Consider the following 18574-nt stretch of genomic DNA (forward strand, 5'->3'; position numbering starts at 1 on the left):
TTACGGGCTTCGCAGGCTTCACACCCTACTCTCTTCAAAACTTCAAAACTCAACCACTACAACTACTAATATAATGTTGGGTTTCGTGCCTCAACCCAACCTACAGGTTACTGGCTTCTTACTCATTACTCATTACTTATTACTCATTACTCATCTAGGTGCGTTACGGGCTTCGCACGCTTCACACCCTACTACTAAATTAACCTCAGAAAAAGTTCATTTCTCTTTAGTCTAAGAAAAGTAGCAAAGGTCAACCAATTTTTAAGCGCGATCGCATTAATTCTTTAACTCATTACTCATTACTCATTACTTCAAAACTCATTACTCATTACTCATGTTTGGTGCGTTACGGGCTTCGCCCTAACACACCCTACTACTAAATTAACCTCAGAAAAAGTTCATTTCTCTTTAGTCTAAGAAAAGTAGCAAAGGTCAACCAATTTTTAAGCGCGATCGCATTAATTCTTTAACTCATTACTCATTACTCATTACTTCAAAACTCATCCACCAGTAACATTATGTAAAGATGCAAGATCTGAGAAGGGCCCAACCTACAGGCTCGGGTCACTTAATATATTGTTTATACGCTTTCTATTCCAAATATTTTCCAGAGATTTTTTGATAAACTTAGGATGAAATTCTGGATAAAATTTAACTTGTGTTTGGTGAGGAGCGATAGTAGCAATTTCACAAAGTTTATTAAGCAGAAATTTTCTAGCTTGATTAATTGTCTTTCCTTGAGAAATTTGTTCGTTTAAAATATTTTTTACAAAAGTAACTTCTTCAACATTACCAGTATCGAGAATTACTTTTAATGATTTTAATTCTTGTAATCGTTTTTTCTTGGCTTCATATTCTAATATAATTGTCTTAATTTTTTCTGTTCTTATTTCGTTAATTTTTTTTAAATCAAATAATTGGACAGCACAAGCAAAAGATTGTTGAATTTGATCGCACCCTATCGCGATCATTTCTTCCTCAGAAAGAGGGCGACCAAAACGAAATTTACCCCTTGATTCCTGTTGACTGTGATCCTCAGCTTGTAAAACATCAGCAGGGGGAAAAATATTTTGCCCTAAGGTAAAAGGGGTATGAAATTGAAAAATATCGGGAATTTTTGGATGACAAATAACAGTAGAAAATAAACTATAATAATCTTTGTCTCTTTGAACTACTCTCTCAAATTCATCTTCATCTAGAAAATCTTCCCAATCCCCCCAATAAGAGTGATTATAATGAACACGATCTGCATTGTATGGTCTGTAAAATGTCAGTTTCACCAAAGGATAGGTATTGAGAATGGCGATTCCTTGGTTTTTCAATCGGTAAAATTCCTGGGATTTTTGTTGATTCCCTCTTTCTTGAAAAGTTTTAGCAGCTTGATTTATTAATTTTGTCCAATAAGCCAGCTCAAAATAATTAGCAATTTCTTTTCCTAAAGAGTGCCAACGAGTTCTCGCTTTTTCCAAATCCTCTTCAAAATTTCTAGTAATTGTTAATATATTTTCTTTTAATTGAATCTCAATATCCCTCTGTTGCTCTTCAGCTTCAGAAAGAGCCTCTTGAAAATTTTTTACAGATTGTTTTTCAATTTCTACAGTATCAAATTTTTCTATAAGTTTGGGAATTGTCGTGCATATTGCTTTAGGCGTGGGAAGTTTATAAGTAAAAGGTTCACCTTCTAAATAATAAAATTCTCCTTCTTTTACAAAGATTTTTGAAAGTTTTTGAAACTTCAAACAATGACGAGGCGGAAATATTTCTTTAGCTTGGTTAGGAGAAACCACAAAATAGAATAAATCTGACTGACTAGTATTTTCAATTTTTACCACAAAATAGCCTGGCAAATTTTGGGGATATTTATCTGTTGGTTTCCAAGTTTCTTTTGACCAAGTTATTAAAGGAATATTTTTACTGGTAGCAAAAAATATTTCTATCTGGGGTGCTGCTAGTAAAATTTTTAAAGTTTGCTGAAATAAATCATTTAAATCTTTTTGAATTTTTTTATATTCTTCTGTTTTTGAAATTGCTCTTTCAGCTTTCTCTCTAAAAACAATAGCTTGGCGACGAGCGGCAAATCCCCAATAAGCAAGCTCAAAAAAATCAGCCAAATTCTCTTGTTGTAATTGCCATAAATTTTTTCTTTCTTTAACCTGAAAACGAGAAACTGTGGTAGATTTTTCTCGTTTGTTTTTTGCTGCTTTTTGAGCTGCTCGGGAGCGATTAATCGCTTTTTGTTCTTCGTATTCCCTACGCCAATTTTCTAGTTTTTCGCTTTGGCTTAATCTAATAGTTTCTAACCAGTCAAAAACAGGGTAATCACCATATTTAAAAGATTCATATCCTAAAACTGATAGCTTTCCTTCTTTTGTCCATCGGAGTCTTTCTGTTTTCGTACAGTTTAAAATTTCTTGCAACTCAATAGGATGTAACGCAAATATTTTTCTTAATGCTTGTGATTCTTTAAAGAGTTTTCTCAAACACCCTTTATCTACTTCCTCTATAATTTTTTGAACTATATCGTTTTTTTTAAATTTCTTGATATTTATTTTTTCACTATTGTTTGTTAATTTAGAATAAATTTCTAAAAGTTCTTCTTTATTTATGAGAAATAGTTGAGAGAAAAGAGCAGATTTTCCTATTTCTTCTTGTTCTTCGCCTAAAAGTTGTAAAAGATATTTACCGGCTATTTTCTTATCTTCTATATTTTTACCAACCATAATAAATGCCTAAAATATTGATAACAAGCTTTCTTTTTATTGATATTTCGCCAAAAATTGAGTTGTTAATACTGGGTAGAAAAAGTTAAACCAGTTTGCACTCGCCAGAGATTAGCATAAACTCCCTCTATTTCTAATAAATCTTCATGCTTTCCCTGTTCTATAATTTTACCCTTTTCTAAAACATAAATACAGTCAGCGTGACGAATAGTAGAGAGGCGATGAGCAATGGCAATAGTAGTGCGATTTTGAGTGATTTTAGCTAAAGATTTGGCTATGGCTGCTTCAGTCTCATTATCTACAGCAGAAGTAGCTTCATCAAGAATGAGAATGGGGGGATTTTTTAAAATAGCGCGGGCGATCGCCAATCGCTGTCTTTGTCCACCCGATAGTTTTTGCCCTCTCTCACCAACAATAGTTTCATAACTATGTGGTAATTCAAGAATAAAATCATGGGCTTCAGCTATAGTTGCCGCTTCAATAATTGCCTCTGTAGAAGCTAATGGTGTACCGTAGGCAATATTTTCTCTAACTGTACCGTGAAATAGATAAACATCTTGACTAACTAAACCAATTGCCTGGCGCAAATCGTATAGATGTATATTTTGTATGGGAATTCCGTCTAGAGTGATTTTTCCCTCTTGGATCTCATAGAATCGTAGTAGTAGTTTAGTTATAGTACTTTTTCCTGAGCCAGTTGAACCGACAATAGCGATGGTTTTTCCCTGGGGTATTTCTAGATCAAGATTTTTTAAGATAGGAAAACCTGGTTGATAGGCAAAAGTTACATTACTAATTTGGATTTCGCCGCGAACTTTGTCAAGAGTTTCGTTGCCGGGATGAATAGTTATCGGGGTATCGAGTAGATTCATGACTCGATTAGTAGAAGCCATTGCTCGTTGGTACAAATCTAGAGTTTGTCCTAAACGAGTTAAGGGCCACAATAGTCTTTGTGTTAAGAATACTAACACGCTATAGGTACCCACGGCTATTGTCCCCTCAATTACCTGTTTACCACCGTAGAAGAGAATAGCGATAAATCCCAGTAAGATAACAATACGAATTAAGGGGACAAAAGCTGCACTCAGGGCGATCGCTTTTTGATTACTCTTACTATAAGCTTCACTTTCTTTTTTTAATCTTTCAATTTCAAAAGCTTCTGTAGTAAAACTCTTAATTGTAGTCATTCCACTCAAATTATTATTTAAACGACTACTGAGAGAACCTACTTTTTCCCTTACATCTGCATAGCGAGGGGCGAGTAACTTTTGAAAGGCGATAGAACCCCATAGTATTACGGGAATTGGTAACATTGCCATCCAAGCTATAGTGGGAGTGGCCACAAAAAAAGCAATTGATATAATTACTGAAGTTGTCGCTACTTGTAAAATTTCATTGGCACCAACATCTAAAAATCTTTCTAACTGATTAATATCATCATTGAGAATAGCTAGTAGAGACCCGGTATTTCGTTTTTCAAAATATTCTAAATCTAACTTTTGCAGATGACTATAGGCATCAATCCGCAAATCATTCTGAACTTTTTGAGCTATAGTTCGCCATAATCTTTCGTAGGCATATTCAAACAGAGATTCTAAACCCCAAACCCCTACAGAAAGTAAGCACACTGCTAGAAGTTGATTAGTTATATCACTAATTCCTATTTGCGCTAACAGAGAATTTTCTTGTTTAACGACTATATCTACTGCTATGCCAATTAAAGCAGGAGGTGCGAGATCAAATATTTTGTTAACAATAGAACAAATAACAGCGCGATAGATTAGAGCATTATATCTTTGAGAATAACGGAGTAAGCGCAAAAAAGGGGGTTTTGGTGCTGAAGACATCAAAAAATTGATTGTTAGAGTTTAGTTTTAGTATAGTTCTTTAGATCACCTTTTTCATCTCTCCTATGCTTATGACAATTATTAAACTGGTACCTAATGCCACACTATTTGTGAAAATCTTTGTTATAACTATAAGAGTGTGAGGTGTGTAAGGAGTAAAGAAGAGCTTCTGGGGTCGAAACATGGAAAGACTCCCGGAGGCTCTTTTTTTTTCTTAAGCTAAAAATTAATTTCTCATTGTTCATCTATTTATTTTAAAATACCTTCATCAAGTCGTTTTCGGGCTTGACTTAACAGTCCCTTGAGCAGCTATCAACTTATTATATATTTATTATATTTTAAGTAGATACAGATGATTAGAGGAGATAAAACGGAGAATAATTACTACTCATCTCCACAAAATCAAGCTTCTAAGACAAGTGATGGGGGTTATTTGTGACCCCAAACCATTAACTGGTAAAGGCTGGCAATTTTGAGCAGGTTTTCTCTCGCGGAATGCAGAAGCCTTAGAATTATGGACAGAGAAGTTAGCCGCCTATCAACGTGAGGAGGCGATCGCCTCTGATCCTGAGAAGAAATTTCAACTCAAGCAATTAATCAAAGAAGTCAGCAGAAGATTAGAGAATATCATGTTGAATAATTGCCTCTTGGATTTTGTCATCAAAGGCTCAAGCCAAAATCTAGTCAACTTTGAATAGTTCACAGTGTACTTGAATCAAGGCTTTGGGCTTGTTCAGGAGTTAAAGGTAAGTGTAGACCACATTCTTGTTTAAGACCATGGAAACGGGTATCACGTTCATTTTCATCATTTGCTACCATTGGGCGACTTGAGTGCCAATCGCCCACAGAAACATATCCTAAATCAAAGTAGGGGTGATAGGGCAGTTCATGTTCTGTTAAGTAGTGATAAATATCTTTTGAACTCCAATTGATAATTGGATGGATTTTATAGTGTATACCTTGTATAGCTACAAAATTAAGATTTTGGCGATGTTCAGTTTGTTGTCTTCGTAAACCTGCTAACCATGCTGTGGCACCTAATTCTTTTAAAGCTCGCTGCATCGGTTCTACTTTACGAATTTTATCATAGAGATTTAGAGAGGCTAAATCTTCTTTTTCCCATAGTTTCCCATAGAGAGCTTCCATACGTGCTGGACTTAGATGAGATTGATAAACATGGAGATTTAACTGGAGTCTGTTGGTTAATTCTTCAGCAAATTGATAGGTTTCTGCGGGTAAATAACCTGTATCTACCCAAATAATGGGAATATCTGGAATGATTTGAGTGACTAAATGCAACATTACTGCTGACTGAATACCAAAGCTTGTACTCATCACCAGTCCTTTGTTAAAAGTGCTAAAAGACCAAGCAACAATTTCCCTAGCATCAGCCATAGCTAGTTCTTGATTGATTGAGGAGAGTTCTAGTTTTGTTGAGGGGTCTTTAATATTAGCTATTTTAGTTTGATGATTCATAAAATAAAGAAATTAGCTAGATTTTGTTTTAGTTTATAGTAAGCTTTGCAATTTGTTGATTAGTTCTTGGGGTTGCATCACTCCTTCAATTCTATCGATAGGTTGTCCATTTTTAAATAGTACTAAAGTGGGCAGGGCGTGTACTTGATGGCGTGAAGCTATTTGAGGATATTTGTCTGTGTCTATCTTAACAATTCGTAAGCGATCGCTCAATACTTGATTTACTTGTTCTAAAATTGGCGCCATCATTTTACAAGGACCACACCAAGTAGCGTAAAAATCTACTAGTATCGGTAAGTCAGAACTAGTTAATAATTCCTCAAAGCTAGAAAAGTTCTTTTTGACTGTCATGTTTTATGATTGTTTTTGTCGTTCAAGTTTTATCTTAGCTGATTTTTTATGACTCAGACGTTAGAAAATTCACAAAATTTAAGCAATCAAGTGGCTATTGTCACTGGTGCCTCTCGCGGAATTGGTAGTGCTGTTGCTGTAGCCTTAGCTAGTTGTGGAATTAAGGTAGTAGTTAATTATTCTCGCTCAGAAACTCCTGCTTTGGCAATAGTTGAGCAAATTACTCAAAGCGGTGGAGAAGCGATCGCCCTCCAAGCTGATGTTTCTGATGCCGCTCAAGTTGATGATTTAATCAAAACTACCCAGAAAAAATGGGGAAGTATCGATATTTTAGTTAATAATGCCGGAATTACCCGGGATACTCTCTTATTACGTATGAAGCCAGAAGATTGGCAGGCAGTTATTGACCTGAATCTTACTGGGGTTTTCTTATGTACTCGTGCCGTAAGTAAAATTATGTTAAAACAGCGCAGTGGTAGAATTATCAATATTGCCTCTGTAGCTGGACAAATGGGTAATCCTGGTCAAGCTAATTACAGTGCTGCTAAAGCTGGGGTAATTGGTTTTACTAAAACTGTGGCCAAAGAATTAGCTACTCGTGGCGTTACTGTTAATGCTGTTGCCCCAGGTTTTATTGCAACTGATATGACTAAAGACTTACCAGAGGCGGAGGAGATTACTAAATTTATCCCTCTAGGGCGTTTTGGTCAACCCGAAGAAGTAGCCGGAATGGTGCGTTTTCTAGCGGTAGATCCCGCCTCTGCCTATATTACTGGTCAAGTTTTTAATGTTGATGGTGGTATGGTTATGGCTTAATTATTCTTGGAAAAAGATTAGCACTCTAGCCCTAAGAGTGCTAAAATTAACCATGAATGAGTTTATTTTAGTAAAACACAAAGTATGGCTAAAATTATTTCTTTTAAAGAAGATTCCCGTAAAGCATTAGAAGCAGGGATTAATGCCCTAGCAAATGCTGTACGCATTACCCTTGGACCAAAAGGACGTAATGTTTTATTAGAGAAAAAATTCGGTGCTCCTCAAATTGTTAATGATGGGATCACCGTAGCGAAAGAAATTGAGTTAGAAGATCCTTTGCAGAATACTGGGGCACGACTAATCCAGGAAGTAGCCTCTAAAACCAAGGATGTAGCTGGTGATGGTACAACAACTGCTACAGTAATCGCTCAAGCCTTAATCCGTGAAGGGTTAAAAAATATTACCGCAGGAACTAATCCAGTGGCAATTAGAAGAGGGATTGAGAAAACTATAAACTATTTGGTAGCAGAAATAGGCAGGGTAGCTCAACCAGTAGCAGGAGATGCGATTACCCAAGTAGCGACAGTTTCTGCGGGGAATGACACAGAAATCGGAAAAATGATCGCAGAAGCGATGGAAAAAGTAACTAATGATGGAGTAATTACTGTAGAAGAATCTAAATCATTAAGTACTGAACTCGAAGTAGTAGAAGGGATGCAAATAGACCGGGGTTATATATCACCCTATTTCATCACTGATATTGAAAGACAAACCATCGAGTATGAAGATGCTTTCATTTTAATCACTGATAAGAAAATTAGCAATATTCAAGAATTAGTGGGAATCTTAGAACAAGTAGCTCGTCAAGGAAGTCCTCTACTAATTATCTCTGAAGATGTCGAAGGAGAAGCTTTAGCTACTCTAGTAGTGAATAAGAGTAGAGGTGTACTAAATGTGGCAGCAATTAAAGCTCCAGGATTTGGCGATCGCCGGAAACAAATGCTCCAAGATATTGCTATTCTCACTGATGGACGTTTAATTTCTGAAGAAATTGGTTTTAGCCTAGAAAGCGTCAGCCTAGATATGTTGGGTAAAGCCCGCAAAATTAGTATCGACAAAGAAAGCACCACCATTGTTGCTAGTGGAGACAATAGCAAAGAAGTACAAAAACGTATTGCTCAACTCCGTAAACAGCAAGAAGATACAGATTCTGAATACGATTTAGAAAAAATACAAGAAAGAATTGCTAAGTTAGCTGGTGGAGTTGCGGTTATCAAAGTAGGTGCCGCCACAGAAACAGAGTTAAAAGACCGCAAATTACGTATTGAAGATGCTCTCAATGCCACTAAAGCCGCGGTAGAAGAAGGTATAGTTCCCGGGGGCGGTACTACATTGATTCATTTAGCTACTAAAGTAGCTGAATTCAAGAAAACTTTGAGCGATCCCGAAGAACAAGTTGCGGCTGATATTGTTATGGGTGCCTTAGAATCTCCCTTGTATCAACTAGCCACCAATTCCGGTGTAGAAGGCTCAGTAATTGTAGAAAAAGTACGCTCCACAGAATTTAATGTGGGTTACAATGCCATAACCGGTGAATTAGAAGATATGATTAAAGCTGGTATTATTGATCCCGCTAAAGTAGTTCGCTCAGCATTACAAAATGCCGGATCAATTGCCGCAATGGTACTCACCACAGAAGCTTTAGTAGTAGAAAAACCAGAACCACAATCAGCAGCTATGCCTAATATGGACGCCATGGGCGGCATGGGCGGCATGGGCGGCATGGGCGGCATGGGCGGCATGGGCATGATGTAGTAATCGGTCCTATCTGCCAATGCTTAGGAAATGGAGGAAAAAGTAAAGAACACCACTTTTTCCCCATTTTTCAAGGTTTTATTTAAAGATTTGGTAAAGTTGACTATTTGAGTTGATATTAAGTATATAATTGATGCAAATAGACAAAAATAGTTTTTTTTGTTATCTTAATCGTTAAACATAAGTTAGTAACGATTTTGTAACTAAAATTACTTACACTAACTTGCTATACTGAGACAAAGCTTTCTCAATTTGTAAATAGATGAAAATGAAAGAAAACAAAAGTTATTTAGTAACAAACCTACTTTTGGGAGTTATAGCTGGTACTGGCTTAGTAGCTCTTCCCGATATGGCTAACGCTCAAAACCTAAGTGACCAGATTCTCCTAGACTGTGCTAACAGACCGGTTAACTTACCTTTTGGTGGTCCTTTTCCTCTGCCAAATAATCCTTGTGATCCTATGGCAGATATTTCCGTTGAAGCTACTAGTCAACCAGGATTTGGCGGAACACCTAATGGTCAGCCTGGGATAGATGGACCTATCAGTATATTTCCCCAACGACCCAATAGTGTAGGTTCAGCCGCGGGGATAGTAGTAGAAAATACTAATGCAGGGCTCCCTTATGAGCTTAACCTTGACTTTATACCACCTGGAGAAAACAGTGATACAGATCCTACAAATCAAGGCTCCTTTTTCACTGCTGTAGTTCAAAGTGCTGCTGAAGACTTCAGCTTGCTCGGTAACCTCAACTTAGTTATAAAAGACTTACAAGCAGATGCTTGTCCCACTTGTAGCATAGATGGTACTCCCTACCCACCACCAGTAGTAGAAGACTTTTTGGTGATTAATCCTATCCCTCCAGCTCCACCTGGAGCTCCAGCATCTGATCCTTTTGTAATTATTGATGGGGTTAGATATAATAGTGTTGCTTTTGATGCCTATGATGTTGAAGACTTTGTATTAACTCCAACTGACCAGGGTAGAGGTTCTGCTTTAACCACAACTATAACAGCGTTAGTTTACAAGATAGATCAAAGTGGTCAGAGAATAGAAGAATATACACAAACCCGTGGACCAGATGATGAGGTAGTATCAACAGGAGTGGTCATTAACGAAGCAGAGATAGCTATATCAGTCGCTATCCCATCACCTCCATCTACAGTAGCTTCAATACTAGCAACTCCTGGAGACTCTCTTACTGCTACTAGTGTGTCAATCAACATCGATGTAAACTCTAATCTGGCAGTTTTTCCTACTTCTCCCGATGTTCCTGAACCATCTACAATAATCAGTCTAGCTCTACTAGGCGGTGGTGTGTTTGGTTTTACTAAGCGCAAAACTAAGTAAAATGTGGTGTAGTTCGTAATAAACTTAATAAGCAGATATCCAAAAGCTTAATAATGGATAAAAAGCTGTTGTGTTCCAAAGAACCACAGCTATTTTTTTTATTTGTTAACTTAAACCAAATTCTACCAAGGCAGGATAAAAGTTTTTATTTTCATGACTAGGACGACTTAGCTTCAATAAAGCAAAGCGTTGTAATGGTGAGAGTTTAGCCCATTGATTTATACTAAGATTGAGATTCAATTCCCTTAACTTTTCTTGAACCTGATGAGGTATTTCTCCTTGATTTAACCAGGGGGGATTATTATCTACAGGAATTTCTTGAGGATAAGTATCAGTTTTTCCTTTAATTAACTCTTGCAAAAACTGTTTATAGTTAGCTATTTCCTTAGGTGTATAACAAGATTTAGTAACTAGTTTTTCACGTTCTTCAACGTTAAAATTGTGCCAATCAGCAAGTTTTAATTTAATCCCACAGGTATCTAATTTAAAACGTACTTGCATAGGGATACAACGCAGATTTTCCACAAAATCTGCCTCGAATTGAAAAAAGTTTTGATTCATTGGTATTTTATTTGTATTTTATATATTTACTTCTACTTGCTGAGGAACAGATGACCGCGCATTGCTTGAATTCTCTGCCAGGTTACTTACAGCAACTAAATGTACTGCACAAGCTTTTAACTCCGGTTCTTTAGAAAGAGGACAAGCCGCAGGATGAGTGAGAGAGTTAGCTTCCGCATTGTCAGCCCAAAGATTACCCCAGTGCATAGGAACGAATACAGTTCCCGGAGTAATCGCCTTAGTAATTTGAGCAGAAAAACGGGCCAAGCCGCGACGCGATCGCACCTCTACCAATTCTCCATCATTAATTTGGAACTTAGCCGCATCACGAGGATGAATTTCTAAATTTGGTTGAGGGTGCATCTTCTTAATCTTATCAATTCTTCCTGTACGAGTTTGAGTGTGCCAATGACCATAAAGTCTCCCTACAGTAAGTATAAGGGGGTATTCCCTATCGATAGGTTCTGCTAAACCTTGGCAATGGTAGGCGGCAAATTGAGCACGGCCATCGAGGGTGGGAAAATGGAAGTTAGTATAGAGTCGCTTATTATGACTATTGTCAGTCTCATCCTGGGGGTGAGGCCATTGAATTGGACCGATTTTTTGTAGTTTTTGATGAGAGATTCCCGTTAAATCACAGGGGCGATCGCGCGTTATCTGCACAAATTCATCATAAACTGCTGCTGAATCTGCAAAATCAAACTCCCGTTGAAATCCCAATCTTTTGCCAACTTCAGCAAAGATTTCCCAATCAGCTTTAGTTTCTCCTGGACGAATACGAAATTGAGGACACAGAGTTACAACCCTTTCAGAATTAGTCATCGTGCCTGTTTTCTCACTCCACTGGGCCGCAGGTAGTAGAATATGAGCATAAGCTGCGGTTTCTGTGGGATAGTAAGCATCTTGATACACAGTAAAGGGTGATTTCAACAAAGCGGCTTTAGTCCGTTCTAAATCAGGCATACTCACAGCCGGATTAGTAGCAGCGATCCATAATAATCCTACATCACCTGTTTCTAAGCCTGTGATCATTTGCCAAGCATCGCGTCCGGGATCAGGAGAAATGCTACCTGGTTTTAATCCCCAAAATGCTTCTACTTCCTGACGATGTTGAGAATTAGCTACTAAGCGATAACCTGGTAAAAGATTAGCTAAGCCTCCCGCTTCTCTTCCTCCCATCGCGTTAGGTTGACCCGTCAGAGAAAAAGGACCAGTACCTGGTTTGCCGATATTACCAGTCATTAGATGCAAGTTAATCAGAGTTCTCGCTTTAGCTGTTCCTTCGGAGGATTGATTGATCCCCATAGACCAGAGAGAGAGAACCCGAGAAGATTTTCCCCACAGACTAGCGGCTTTTTCTAAATCCTGAATAGTGATGCCGCATTGATCAGCGACTATTTCTGGGGGATAATGTTTAACGACCTCGGCGTATTCACTAAAGCCTTTGGTACACTCATCGATAAAAAAGGAGTCAATATTTCTTTCTTTTAACAATAAGTAGGCAATACCATTGAGGAGATAAATATCAGTACCTGGTTTAATTGCTAAATGTAAATCTGCTGCCTCCGCGGTTTTGGTTTTGCGTGGGTCAACTACTATTAATTTAGCTTTGTGATTTTTCTTCAAGTGTTTGTGTAGTCTGTTAAAGACTATCGGGTGACACTCCGCCGTATTAGTACCAATTAAAAAGGCACAATCCGTTAACTCCAAATCATCATAACAACAGGGAGGACCATCGGACCCGAAGCTTTTTACATAAGCTACCACCGCCGAAGACATACATAGACGAGAATTAGCATCAAAGTTATTAGTACCTAAACAACCTTTGAGAAGTTTTTGGGCTGTATAATAATCTTCTGTTTGAAATTGTCCTGATCCATACATACAAATTGAATCAGGACCTTTGGTTGATTGTAAATATTTGATACGTTCAACTATTTTATGGAAAGCCTCATCCCAACTGCAACGGCGAAAAGGTTCTTGGAGAGAGTCTCTAACTAAGGGATATTCTAAACGGTTTTCATATAAAGATTCAGTAATAGTGGCGCCTTTGACACAAACCATTCCCTTACTAGAGGGGTGGAGGCGATCGCCTGTTACTTTCCACAAGAGGTTTCCTGCCTCGTCGGTAGTTTTGCCGCGATTTGAGGCAGGAGAGACTTCTAAACCACAACCTACCCCACAATAGGGACATAGAGTTTTGATTGAGTTAGCCATATTTTTCTCTTCTCATATAAATAAGTGTTTTCATTTAATTAATTTGTAGAAATACTTGTGAGGGTGAGGAATTGGGGAACTCTAAACTTCTCCATCTCCCCACATTCCCTCCATCTCTTACTCTGTCGTGGATTTAAAAATGTGCAAATCGAGAGTCTTAGGATTGAATTTCCTGTTCTACGCCAAAATCATTAACTAGATTTTCCTCTTCTCCTTCGTGATGTTCAGAGAATGAACCCTTCGGTTCTTTCAGGACAAACCAGCAGAGAAAGGCAACTATTAAAGCAGCGATTCCCATAATTTGGAAAAATAGAGAATTAGCCTGAGAAACTATAGCAGGAGAAGGATCTGTTCCACCCCCTAACCATTCTGGTAGTAAACTGAAAATAGTTAAATAAGCTACAGCGCCCACATTACCGTAAGCCCCTACATTTCCTGCTATCTGTCCAGTTACACGGCGTTTAACTAGAGGTACAATGGCGAAGGTAGATCCTTCTCCTGCCTGTACAAAGAAAGAACAAAGCATAGTCAAAATAATCGCCAAAGGTAGAAACCAATTACTAGTCACTGTACTCATCATTAAGTAACCAATACCCATACAGGCAGTCAAAACCGCCATAGTATTTTTACGGCTACCCAATTTATCGGAAATTAGACCACCACCAGGACGTGACATGAGGTTCATAAAAGCATAACTAGCGGCAATCATCCCTGCTTGTTCTTTGCTGAGGGGAAATGTGCCTTCAAAAAAGGCAGGCAACATAGAAACTACTGCTAATTCTGAACCAAAGTTCACTATATAAGTTAATTCTAGAATTGCTACTTGAGAAAAGTTGTAGCGGTCTTGGGGAGGATAATGCTTTCTCCCACTTAGTAAGTCTTTATTTACTGTCCAACAGTTATAAGCTTGAAATAAATATAAACCAATTAATGCTAACCAAACAATGTACATTACACTAGGCTTATAGAAGCCGATTCTTTGAAGACGCCAAGCTAACACCATCAAAATTCCTGATAAAGGCACATTCATCAGCATTAAAAACCAGAAATCGCGCTTGGTAGTTACTTCTAATCCCCTGGCACTTTTGGGCTTTCTATAAACTTTTCCAGGAGGATGATCTTCTACGTTAAAGTAGTAAAATGCTCCATATATAGCCGCAATAATTCCTGTTCCTGCAATACATACCCGCCAGTTTAATCCCCCTCCACCAAAAGCCAAAAAGGCACCAATCGTAGGGAGAGTAAAAGCCGCGGCCGCAGAACCAAAGTTTCCCCAACCTCCATATATACCTTCTGCTAAGCCTATTTCTTTGGGTGGAAACCACTCTGCTACCATCCGAATCCCAATCACAAAACCCGCACCCACGATACTCAAAGCTAAACGACTAATTACTAGTTGAGTAAAGTTTTGTGCTAAGGCAAAAGCTATACATGGTATAGCTGCATACATTAACAGTAAAGAGTAGGTAATTTTAGGACCATATTTATCTAGTAGCATACCGATAATTATTCGTGCTGGTACCGTTAAGGCCACATTACAAATAGCGATAGTACGTATTTGGCCTAAATCTAAACCCATATCCTCTTTTACTTGGGTTGCTAAAGGCGCTAAGTTAAACCAAACTACGAATGATAAAAAGAACGCAAACCATGTCAAGTGTAAAATTTTATACCTGCCGCGTAACGACCACATTTGTCCTAACATTTATTAATCTTCCTTAGTTTCATATTTTTTATCTTTACGATTAGCATTGTTATATTTATTTTTATTAATTTTTGTATCTTTAACCACAATATTTCCTGATAAATGACTTTTTCGCATAGAGATTATGCGTTATTTTCCTAACTTAAGTGACCGCAAAATTTTTGTTACTTGAGTTAAGATACACATATCAACCATGAATTTTACTAGCAAAAATGACAACTATAGGACAATATATCGCACAAAGATTAAATAACCTAGGTGTCAGAGATGATTAGACATATATTCGGGGTGCGAGCAGATAATTATATTTTAAAAACAGGATCTAGTGTAATCTTAAAAAAAAGTTAAAAATTTTTACCAGTTACAATTTATATTGTATTATGATTTTCGTCTGAAAAAACATAACTAAAGTAACTGCACTATGTATTTTTTTTATAACACATCAACTCTTTTTATTGATTCAAATATTTCTAACTATACTGATTTAATCAATGGCACTAATCAAACCGTTTCAACTTATATAATTCCAGCTAATCAAGATGGAATTGTATATATAACTAATAATCTAGATAAATCTGTTAAAACTTTGCATCTGGTTTCCCATGGGAGTCCAGGATGTTTATATATAGGAAATACTCAACTTAATTTAAATAATATCAATGAATATGCCAACTATCTACAACAATGGCAACTAGATACTATTCTTATATATGGTTGTAAAGTAGCTGCTGGAGATGCCGGAAGTGAGTTAATTGAAAAATTACACAACATCACTGGTGCCACTATTCTTGCTTCTGAATCTCTCACAGGAAATAAGGAATATGGGGGAAACTGGGAATTAGAAGTAACTAAAGGTAATGCCAAGGGAGAGATTATCTTCACACCAGAGGCGATTGAATCATATCCAGGAGTTTTACAAGAAACAATCGTGGTTAATACCGCAGAAGATGAGAATGACGGTATTAGTGTTGGTGGTGTATCTCTCAGAGAAGCGATTGAAAGGGCTAATTCAGTACCAGGTAGGGATAGAATTGAGTTTGACCCCAGTTTAGCTAATAGTACCATAACTCTAAGTGTAGGTGAAACTTTACAGATTGTTGAAGATGTCACTATAACTGGTGAAAATGCTGAAAATCTCACTATTAATGGAGATATCAGTGACCCTCTTGATGACACTGAAACTAGAATAGTTATTTTTACTCTTGATGATGGTTTAGCAGATATCCAAAGTGAAGTTACTATTGATAATTTAATAATTAGTAATGGTGAAACAGGTATTACCAGTGTAGAAAATCTGATACTAGAAGATAGTATTGTTTCTGATAGTAATAACAGTAATGTCATATTAAATGGTAGTACTAGTAGCAGAATTGAGAATTCTGTAATTTCAAACAATACTGGAACCAGATCTGGTGGTGGTCTATCAGTTAACAATACTATCTTAACTATAGAAAACTCCATAATAGAAAATAACTATGGTTATAATGGTAGTGGAATAAATGCAGGTAGCAGTAGTTTAACTATTACCAACTCAACTATATCTGGAAACTCTTCTAGTCGTCGCAGTGGTGGATTAAATGTAAGCGGTGGTAGTTTAATAATTACAAATTCCAATATATCTCAAAACTCTGGCCCTGGATTGAGTGCAAACAGTAGTTTAAGCATTAACAATTCCACCATATCTCAGAACTCTGGCCGTGGATTGTCTGCAAGGGGTAGTTTAACCATTAGCAATTCCACTATATCTCAAAACTCTGGGGGTGGATTAGGTATAAGTTATAACAATGTAATAATTAATAATTCTACTATATCTGAGAACTCTGCTAATGGTGATGGAGCTGGTTTATCTGCCAGTAGAAGCACTTTAGCAATTAGCAACTCCACTATATCTGAGAACTATTCTACTAATAACGGTGGTGGTTTATCAGTTGGCACAGGCAGCCTAACAATAAGCAACTCCACAATATCAGGAAACTCTGCTAATGGTAACGGTGGTGGTTTAAACACTTCTGGTGTTAATTCAGCTATCAACAACACAACTATATCTGGTAACTCTGCTGCTAGTTTAGGAGGAGGAATAAATTCTAGTGGCGGAACAAGTTATATAACTAATAGTACTATTACTAATAACGAGGCTGTAGACACTCAGGGTAGTGGTATAGCTGCTGGTGGAACTGGTTTATCTCTAATCGCTAATACCATCATCGCTGGTAATGTTAACTCGGATTTAGACTTCAATGGAGATGTTAACAGCTTCCGTAGTTCGGGAGGTAACCTAATTGGTCTGGGTAATGCGGCACGTGTATTCACCGGAACCAATGATATCACTGCTGTAGAAAATCCCTTACTAGGAGACTTGGGAAACAATGGTGGTCCAACTCAAACCCATTTACCACTATCTGACAGTCCGGCAATTGATGGAGGAGTTAACTCCTCCATACCCGAAAATGTAACTACAGACCAAAGAGGAAATATACGCATATCTAACAATATCGTTGATATTGGTGCTGTAGAAATTACTGGACCAATTAATGGTACTAATCAGAGTGAAAGACTCTTGGGAAGTGATGGTAATGACACTATCAATGGCTTGGGTGGAGACGATACTATCTTCGGTAATGGAGGCGCAGACCGATTGGATGGTGGATTTAATGATGATTCACTCTTTGGTGTTGCTGATAATGACCTTTTGATTGGTGGTGCTGGAGATGACTTCCTCGATGGAGGCACTGGTAATGATACGATGCGGGGTAGTGATGGAGATGATACCTATATTGTTGATTCTATTAACGATGTGGTAGAGAATGAAAAACCCGATAGAGATGGTGGCATTGATACCATTATCTCTTCTGTAAGTTGGGCTTTAGGTCCCCAAGGTCGCAATGTAGAAAACTTAACTGTAGATAACGATCGCTTTGTGGCAGGTATTGGTAATGTATTAGATAACCGAATCACCGGAACTAATTCTAAAAACCGTCTCAGTGGTGGTAGTGGAGATGATACCATCGACGGGGGTCGTCAAGATGATCGCCTATTGGGTAATGGTGGTAATGATATCTTAATTGGTAACTTCGCTAATGATTTACTTGAAGGAGGCGAAGGAAGAGACCGTTTTCAGTATGATAGTCTTCGCCATGGAGGAGATACCATTGTAGATTTTAATCCTGCTGCTGATTTCATTACCCTTTCTAGTTCAGGTTTCCGTGGTTTAGATACTGGTACCCTTGATGAAGAACAATTTTTAGTTGTAGAAGATATAGAGGATATAGACTCTGATTTTGATTTAGGGGTAGTTTATGCCAGTGGCGATGGTACCTTAGGTTATTTAAATGGGGGCGATTTCACTAATCTTGCTACTCTAGAAGGTAGACCTAGTATAGAATTTACTAACATCCAAGTATTTTAGTGTATCTCGTTCTCAATTTCAAAGGCGATCGCTACTTCTAGGAAATTTTGCCTGATCACAAATCAGGGCTGTTTCGTTCTTGACAAAGAAAATGGTGAGGAGGAGCAGGGAGCAGGGGGCAGGGAGCAGGGAGAGGGGATTTTTTACTAATAATAAATCTCGGATTTATTTTTCTTTTAAAAAACATAGTAAAAAGCCTACTGTTTAAACGTTACATTTTGAAATAAAAAAATGAATGAAACAGCCCTGGGGCTCACAAGTGGCTATAGAGGATTTTTCGGACTCATGAGGTTGTACCTAACTCGGTGCCTCTCTTGCCTCATATCTTCCACCAGAACTTATGTACTAATTTTTTAGGAAAAATGTTCTTTA

General features: G+C 37.6%; 11 protein-coding genes. 4 read left to right on the plus strand and 7 right to left on the minus strand.

The annotated features are described in order from the left end of the window. Nucleotides 1-551: 551 nt before the first annotated feature. The 4 genes from MW688_RS22485 to trxA form a co-directional block, all read right to left on the minus strand. Nucleotides 552-2720, minus strand: coding sequence for a hypothetical protein (locus MW688_RS22485; protein ID WP_486738251.1), 2169 nt, complete (start codon nt 2718-2720; stop codon nt 552-554). A 65-nt stretch (nt 2721-2785) separates the two neighbouring features. Next, complete coding sequence (locus tag MW688_RS22490) at nt 2786-4567, minus strand: ABC transporter ATP-binding protein (protein ID WP_486738252.1); 1782 nt, start codon at nt 4565-4567, stop codon at nt 2786-2788. 699 nt (nt 4568-5266) lie between these two features. Further along, the gene (gene cysH / locus MW688_RS22495) at nt 5267-6043 is read right to left on the minus strand and encodes a phosphoadenosine phosphosulfate reductase (protein WP_486738253.1); all 777 of its coding nucleotides are present in this window, start codon (nt 6041-6043) and stop codon (nt 5267-5269) included. Between the two features lie 33 nt (nt 6044-6076). Then, entirely contained in the window at nt 6077-6394 is a 318-nt protein-coding gene (gene trxA / locus MW688_RS22500; protein WP_486738254.1) for a thioredoxin, read from the minus strand. A 48-nt stretch (nt 6395-6442) separates the two neighbouring features. On the opposite strand from trxA, the gene fabG reads away from it, so the two are divergent. From fabG to MW688_RS22515, 3 genes are all read left to right on the plus strand, one after another. Then, on the plus strand, nt 6443-7210 hold the full coding sequence (gene fabG / locus MW688_RS22505) for a 3-oxoacyl-[acyl-carrier-protein] reductase (RefSeq protein WP_486738255.1): 768 nt from the start codon (nt 6443-6445) through the stop codon (nt 7208-7210). 84 nt (nt 7211-7294) lie between these two features. Continuing rightward, on the plus strand, nt 7295-8965 hold the full coding sequence (gene groL / locus MW688_RS22510) for a chaperonin GroEL (RefSeq protein ID WP_486738256.1): 1671 nt from the start codon (nt 7295-7297) through the stop codon (nt 8963-8965). A gap of 268 nt (nt 8966-9233) precedes the next feature. Beyond that, nucleotides 9234-10313 (plus strand): PEP-CTERM sorting domain-containing protein, encoded by a 1080-nt coding sequence (locus MW688_RS22515; RefSeq protein ID WP_486738258.1) that lies wholly within the window; start codon nt 9234-9236, stop codon nt 10311-10313. 105 nt (nt 10314-10418) lie between these two features. On the opposite strand, the gene MW688_RS22520 is transcribed toward MW688_RS22515, so the two are convergent. The 3 genes from MW688_RS22520 to MW688_RS22530 all read right to left on the minus strand — a co-directional run bounded on the left by MW688_RS22520 (nt 10419) and on the right by MW688_RS22530 (nt 14796). Continuing rightward, a complete protein-coding gene (locus MW688_RS22520; protein WP_486738259.1) occupies nt 10419-10874 on the minus strand; it encodes a nitrate reductase associated protein in 456 nt (151 codons plus the stop codon). A gap of 18 nt (nt 10875-10892) precedes the next feature. Further along, nucleotides 10893-13091 (minus strand): molybdopterin oxidoreductase family protein, encoded by a 2199-nt coding sequence (locus MW688_RS22525; RefSeq protein ID WP_486738261.1) that lies wholly within the window; start codon nt 13089-13091, stop codon nt 10893-10895. Nucleotides 13092-13248: 157 nt separating this feature from the next. Then, nucleotides 13249-14796: an MFS transporter gene (locus tag MW688_RS22530; protein WP_486738262.1), complete on the minus strand. Its 1548-nt coding sequence runs from the start codon at nt 14794-14796 to the stop codon at nt 13249-13251. Nucleotides 14797-15217: 421 nt separating this feature from the next. On the opposite strand from MW688_RS22530, the gene MW688_RS22535 reads away from it, so the two are divergent. Then, a complete protein-coding gene (locus MW688_RS22535; protein WP_486738264.1) occupies nt 15218-18202 on the plus strand; it encodes a DUF4347 domain-containing protein in 2985 nt (994 codons plus the stop codon). Nucleotides 18203-18574: the final 372 nt, after the last annotated feature.

Source organism: Johannesbaptistia floridana, from assembly GCF_057440575.1.

What these genes read in the sequence shown, in the direction of transcription:
- MW688_RS22530 (WP_486738262.1), bottom strand. Translation starts at nt 14,796, where the DNA reads ATGTTAGGACAAATGTGGTCGTTACGCGGCAGGTATAAAATTTTACAC.
- MW688_RS22490 (WP_486738252.1), bottom strand. Translation starts at nt 4,567, where the DNA reads ATGTCTTCAGCACCAAAACCCCCTTTTTTGCGCTTACTCCGTTATTCT.
- MW688_RS22525 (WP_486738261.1), bottom strand. Translation starts at nt 13,091, where the DNA reads ATGGCTAACTCAATCAAAACTCTATGTCCCTATTGTGGGGTAGGTTGT.
- MW688_RS22535 (WP_486738264.1), top strand. Translation starts at nt 15,218, where the DNA reads ATGTATTTTTTTTATAACACATCAACTCTTTTTATTGATTCAAATATT.
- cysH (WP_486738253.1), bottom strand. Translation starts at nt 6,043, where the DNA reads ATGAATCATCAAACTAAAATAGCTAATATTAAAGACCCCTCAACAAAA.
- fabG (WP_486738255.1), top strand. Translation starts at nt 6,443, where the DNA reads ATGACTCAGACGTTAGAAAATTCACAAAATTTAAGCAATCAAGTGGCT.
- MW688_RS22485 (WP_486738251.1), bottom strand. Translation starts at nt 2,720, where the DNA reads ATGGTTGGTAAAAATATAGAAGATAAGAAAATAGCCGGTAAATATCTT.
- trxA (WP_486738254.1), bottom strand. Translation starts at nt 6,394, where the DNA reads ATGACAGTCAAAAAGAACTTTTCTAGCTTTGAGGAATTATTAACTAGT.
- MW688_RS22515 (WP_486738258.1), top strand. Translation starts at nt 9,234, where the DNA reads ATGAAAGAAAACAAAAGTTATTTAGTAACAAACCTACTTTTGGGAGTT.
- groL (WP_486738256.1), top strand. Translation starts at nt 7,295, where the DNA reads ATGGCTAAAATTATTTCTTTTAAAGAAGATTCCCGTAAAGCATTAGAA.
- MW688_RS22520 (WP_486738259.1), bottom strand. Translation starts at nt 10,874, where the DNA reads ATGAATCAAAACTTTTTTCAATTCGAGGCAGATTTTGTGGAAAATCTG.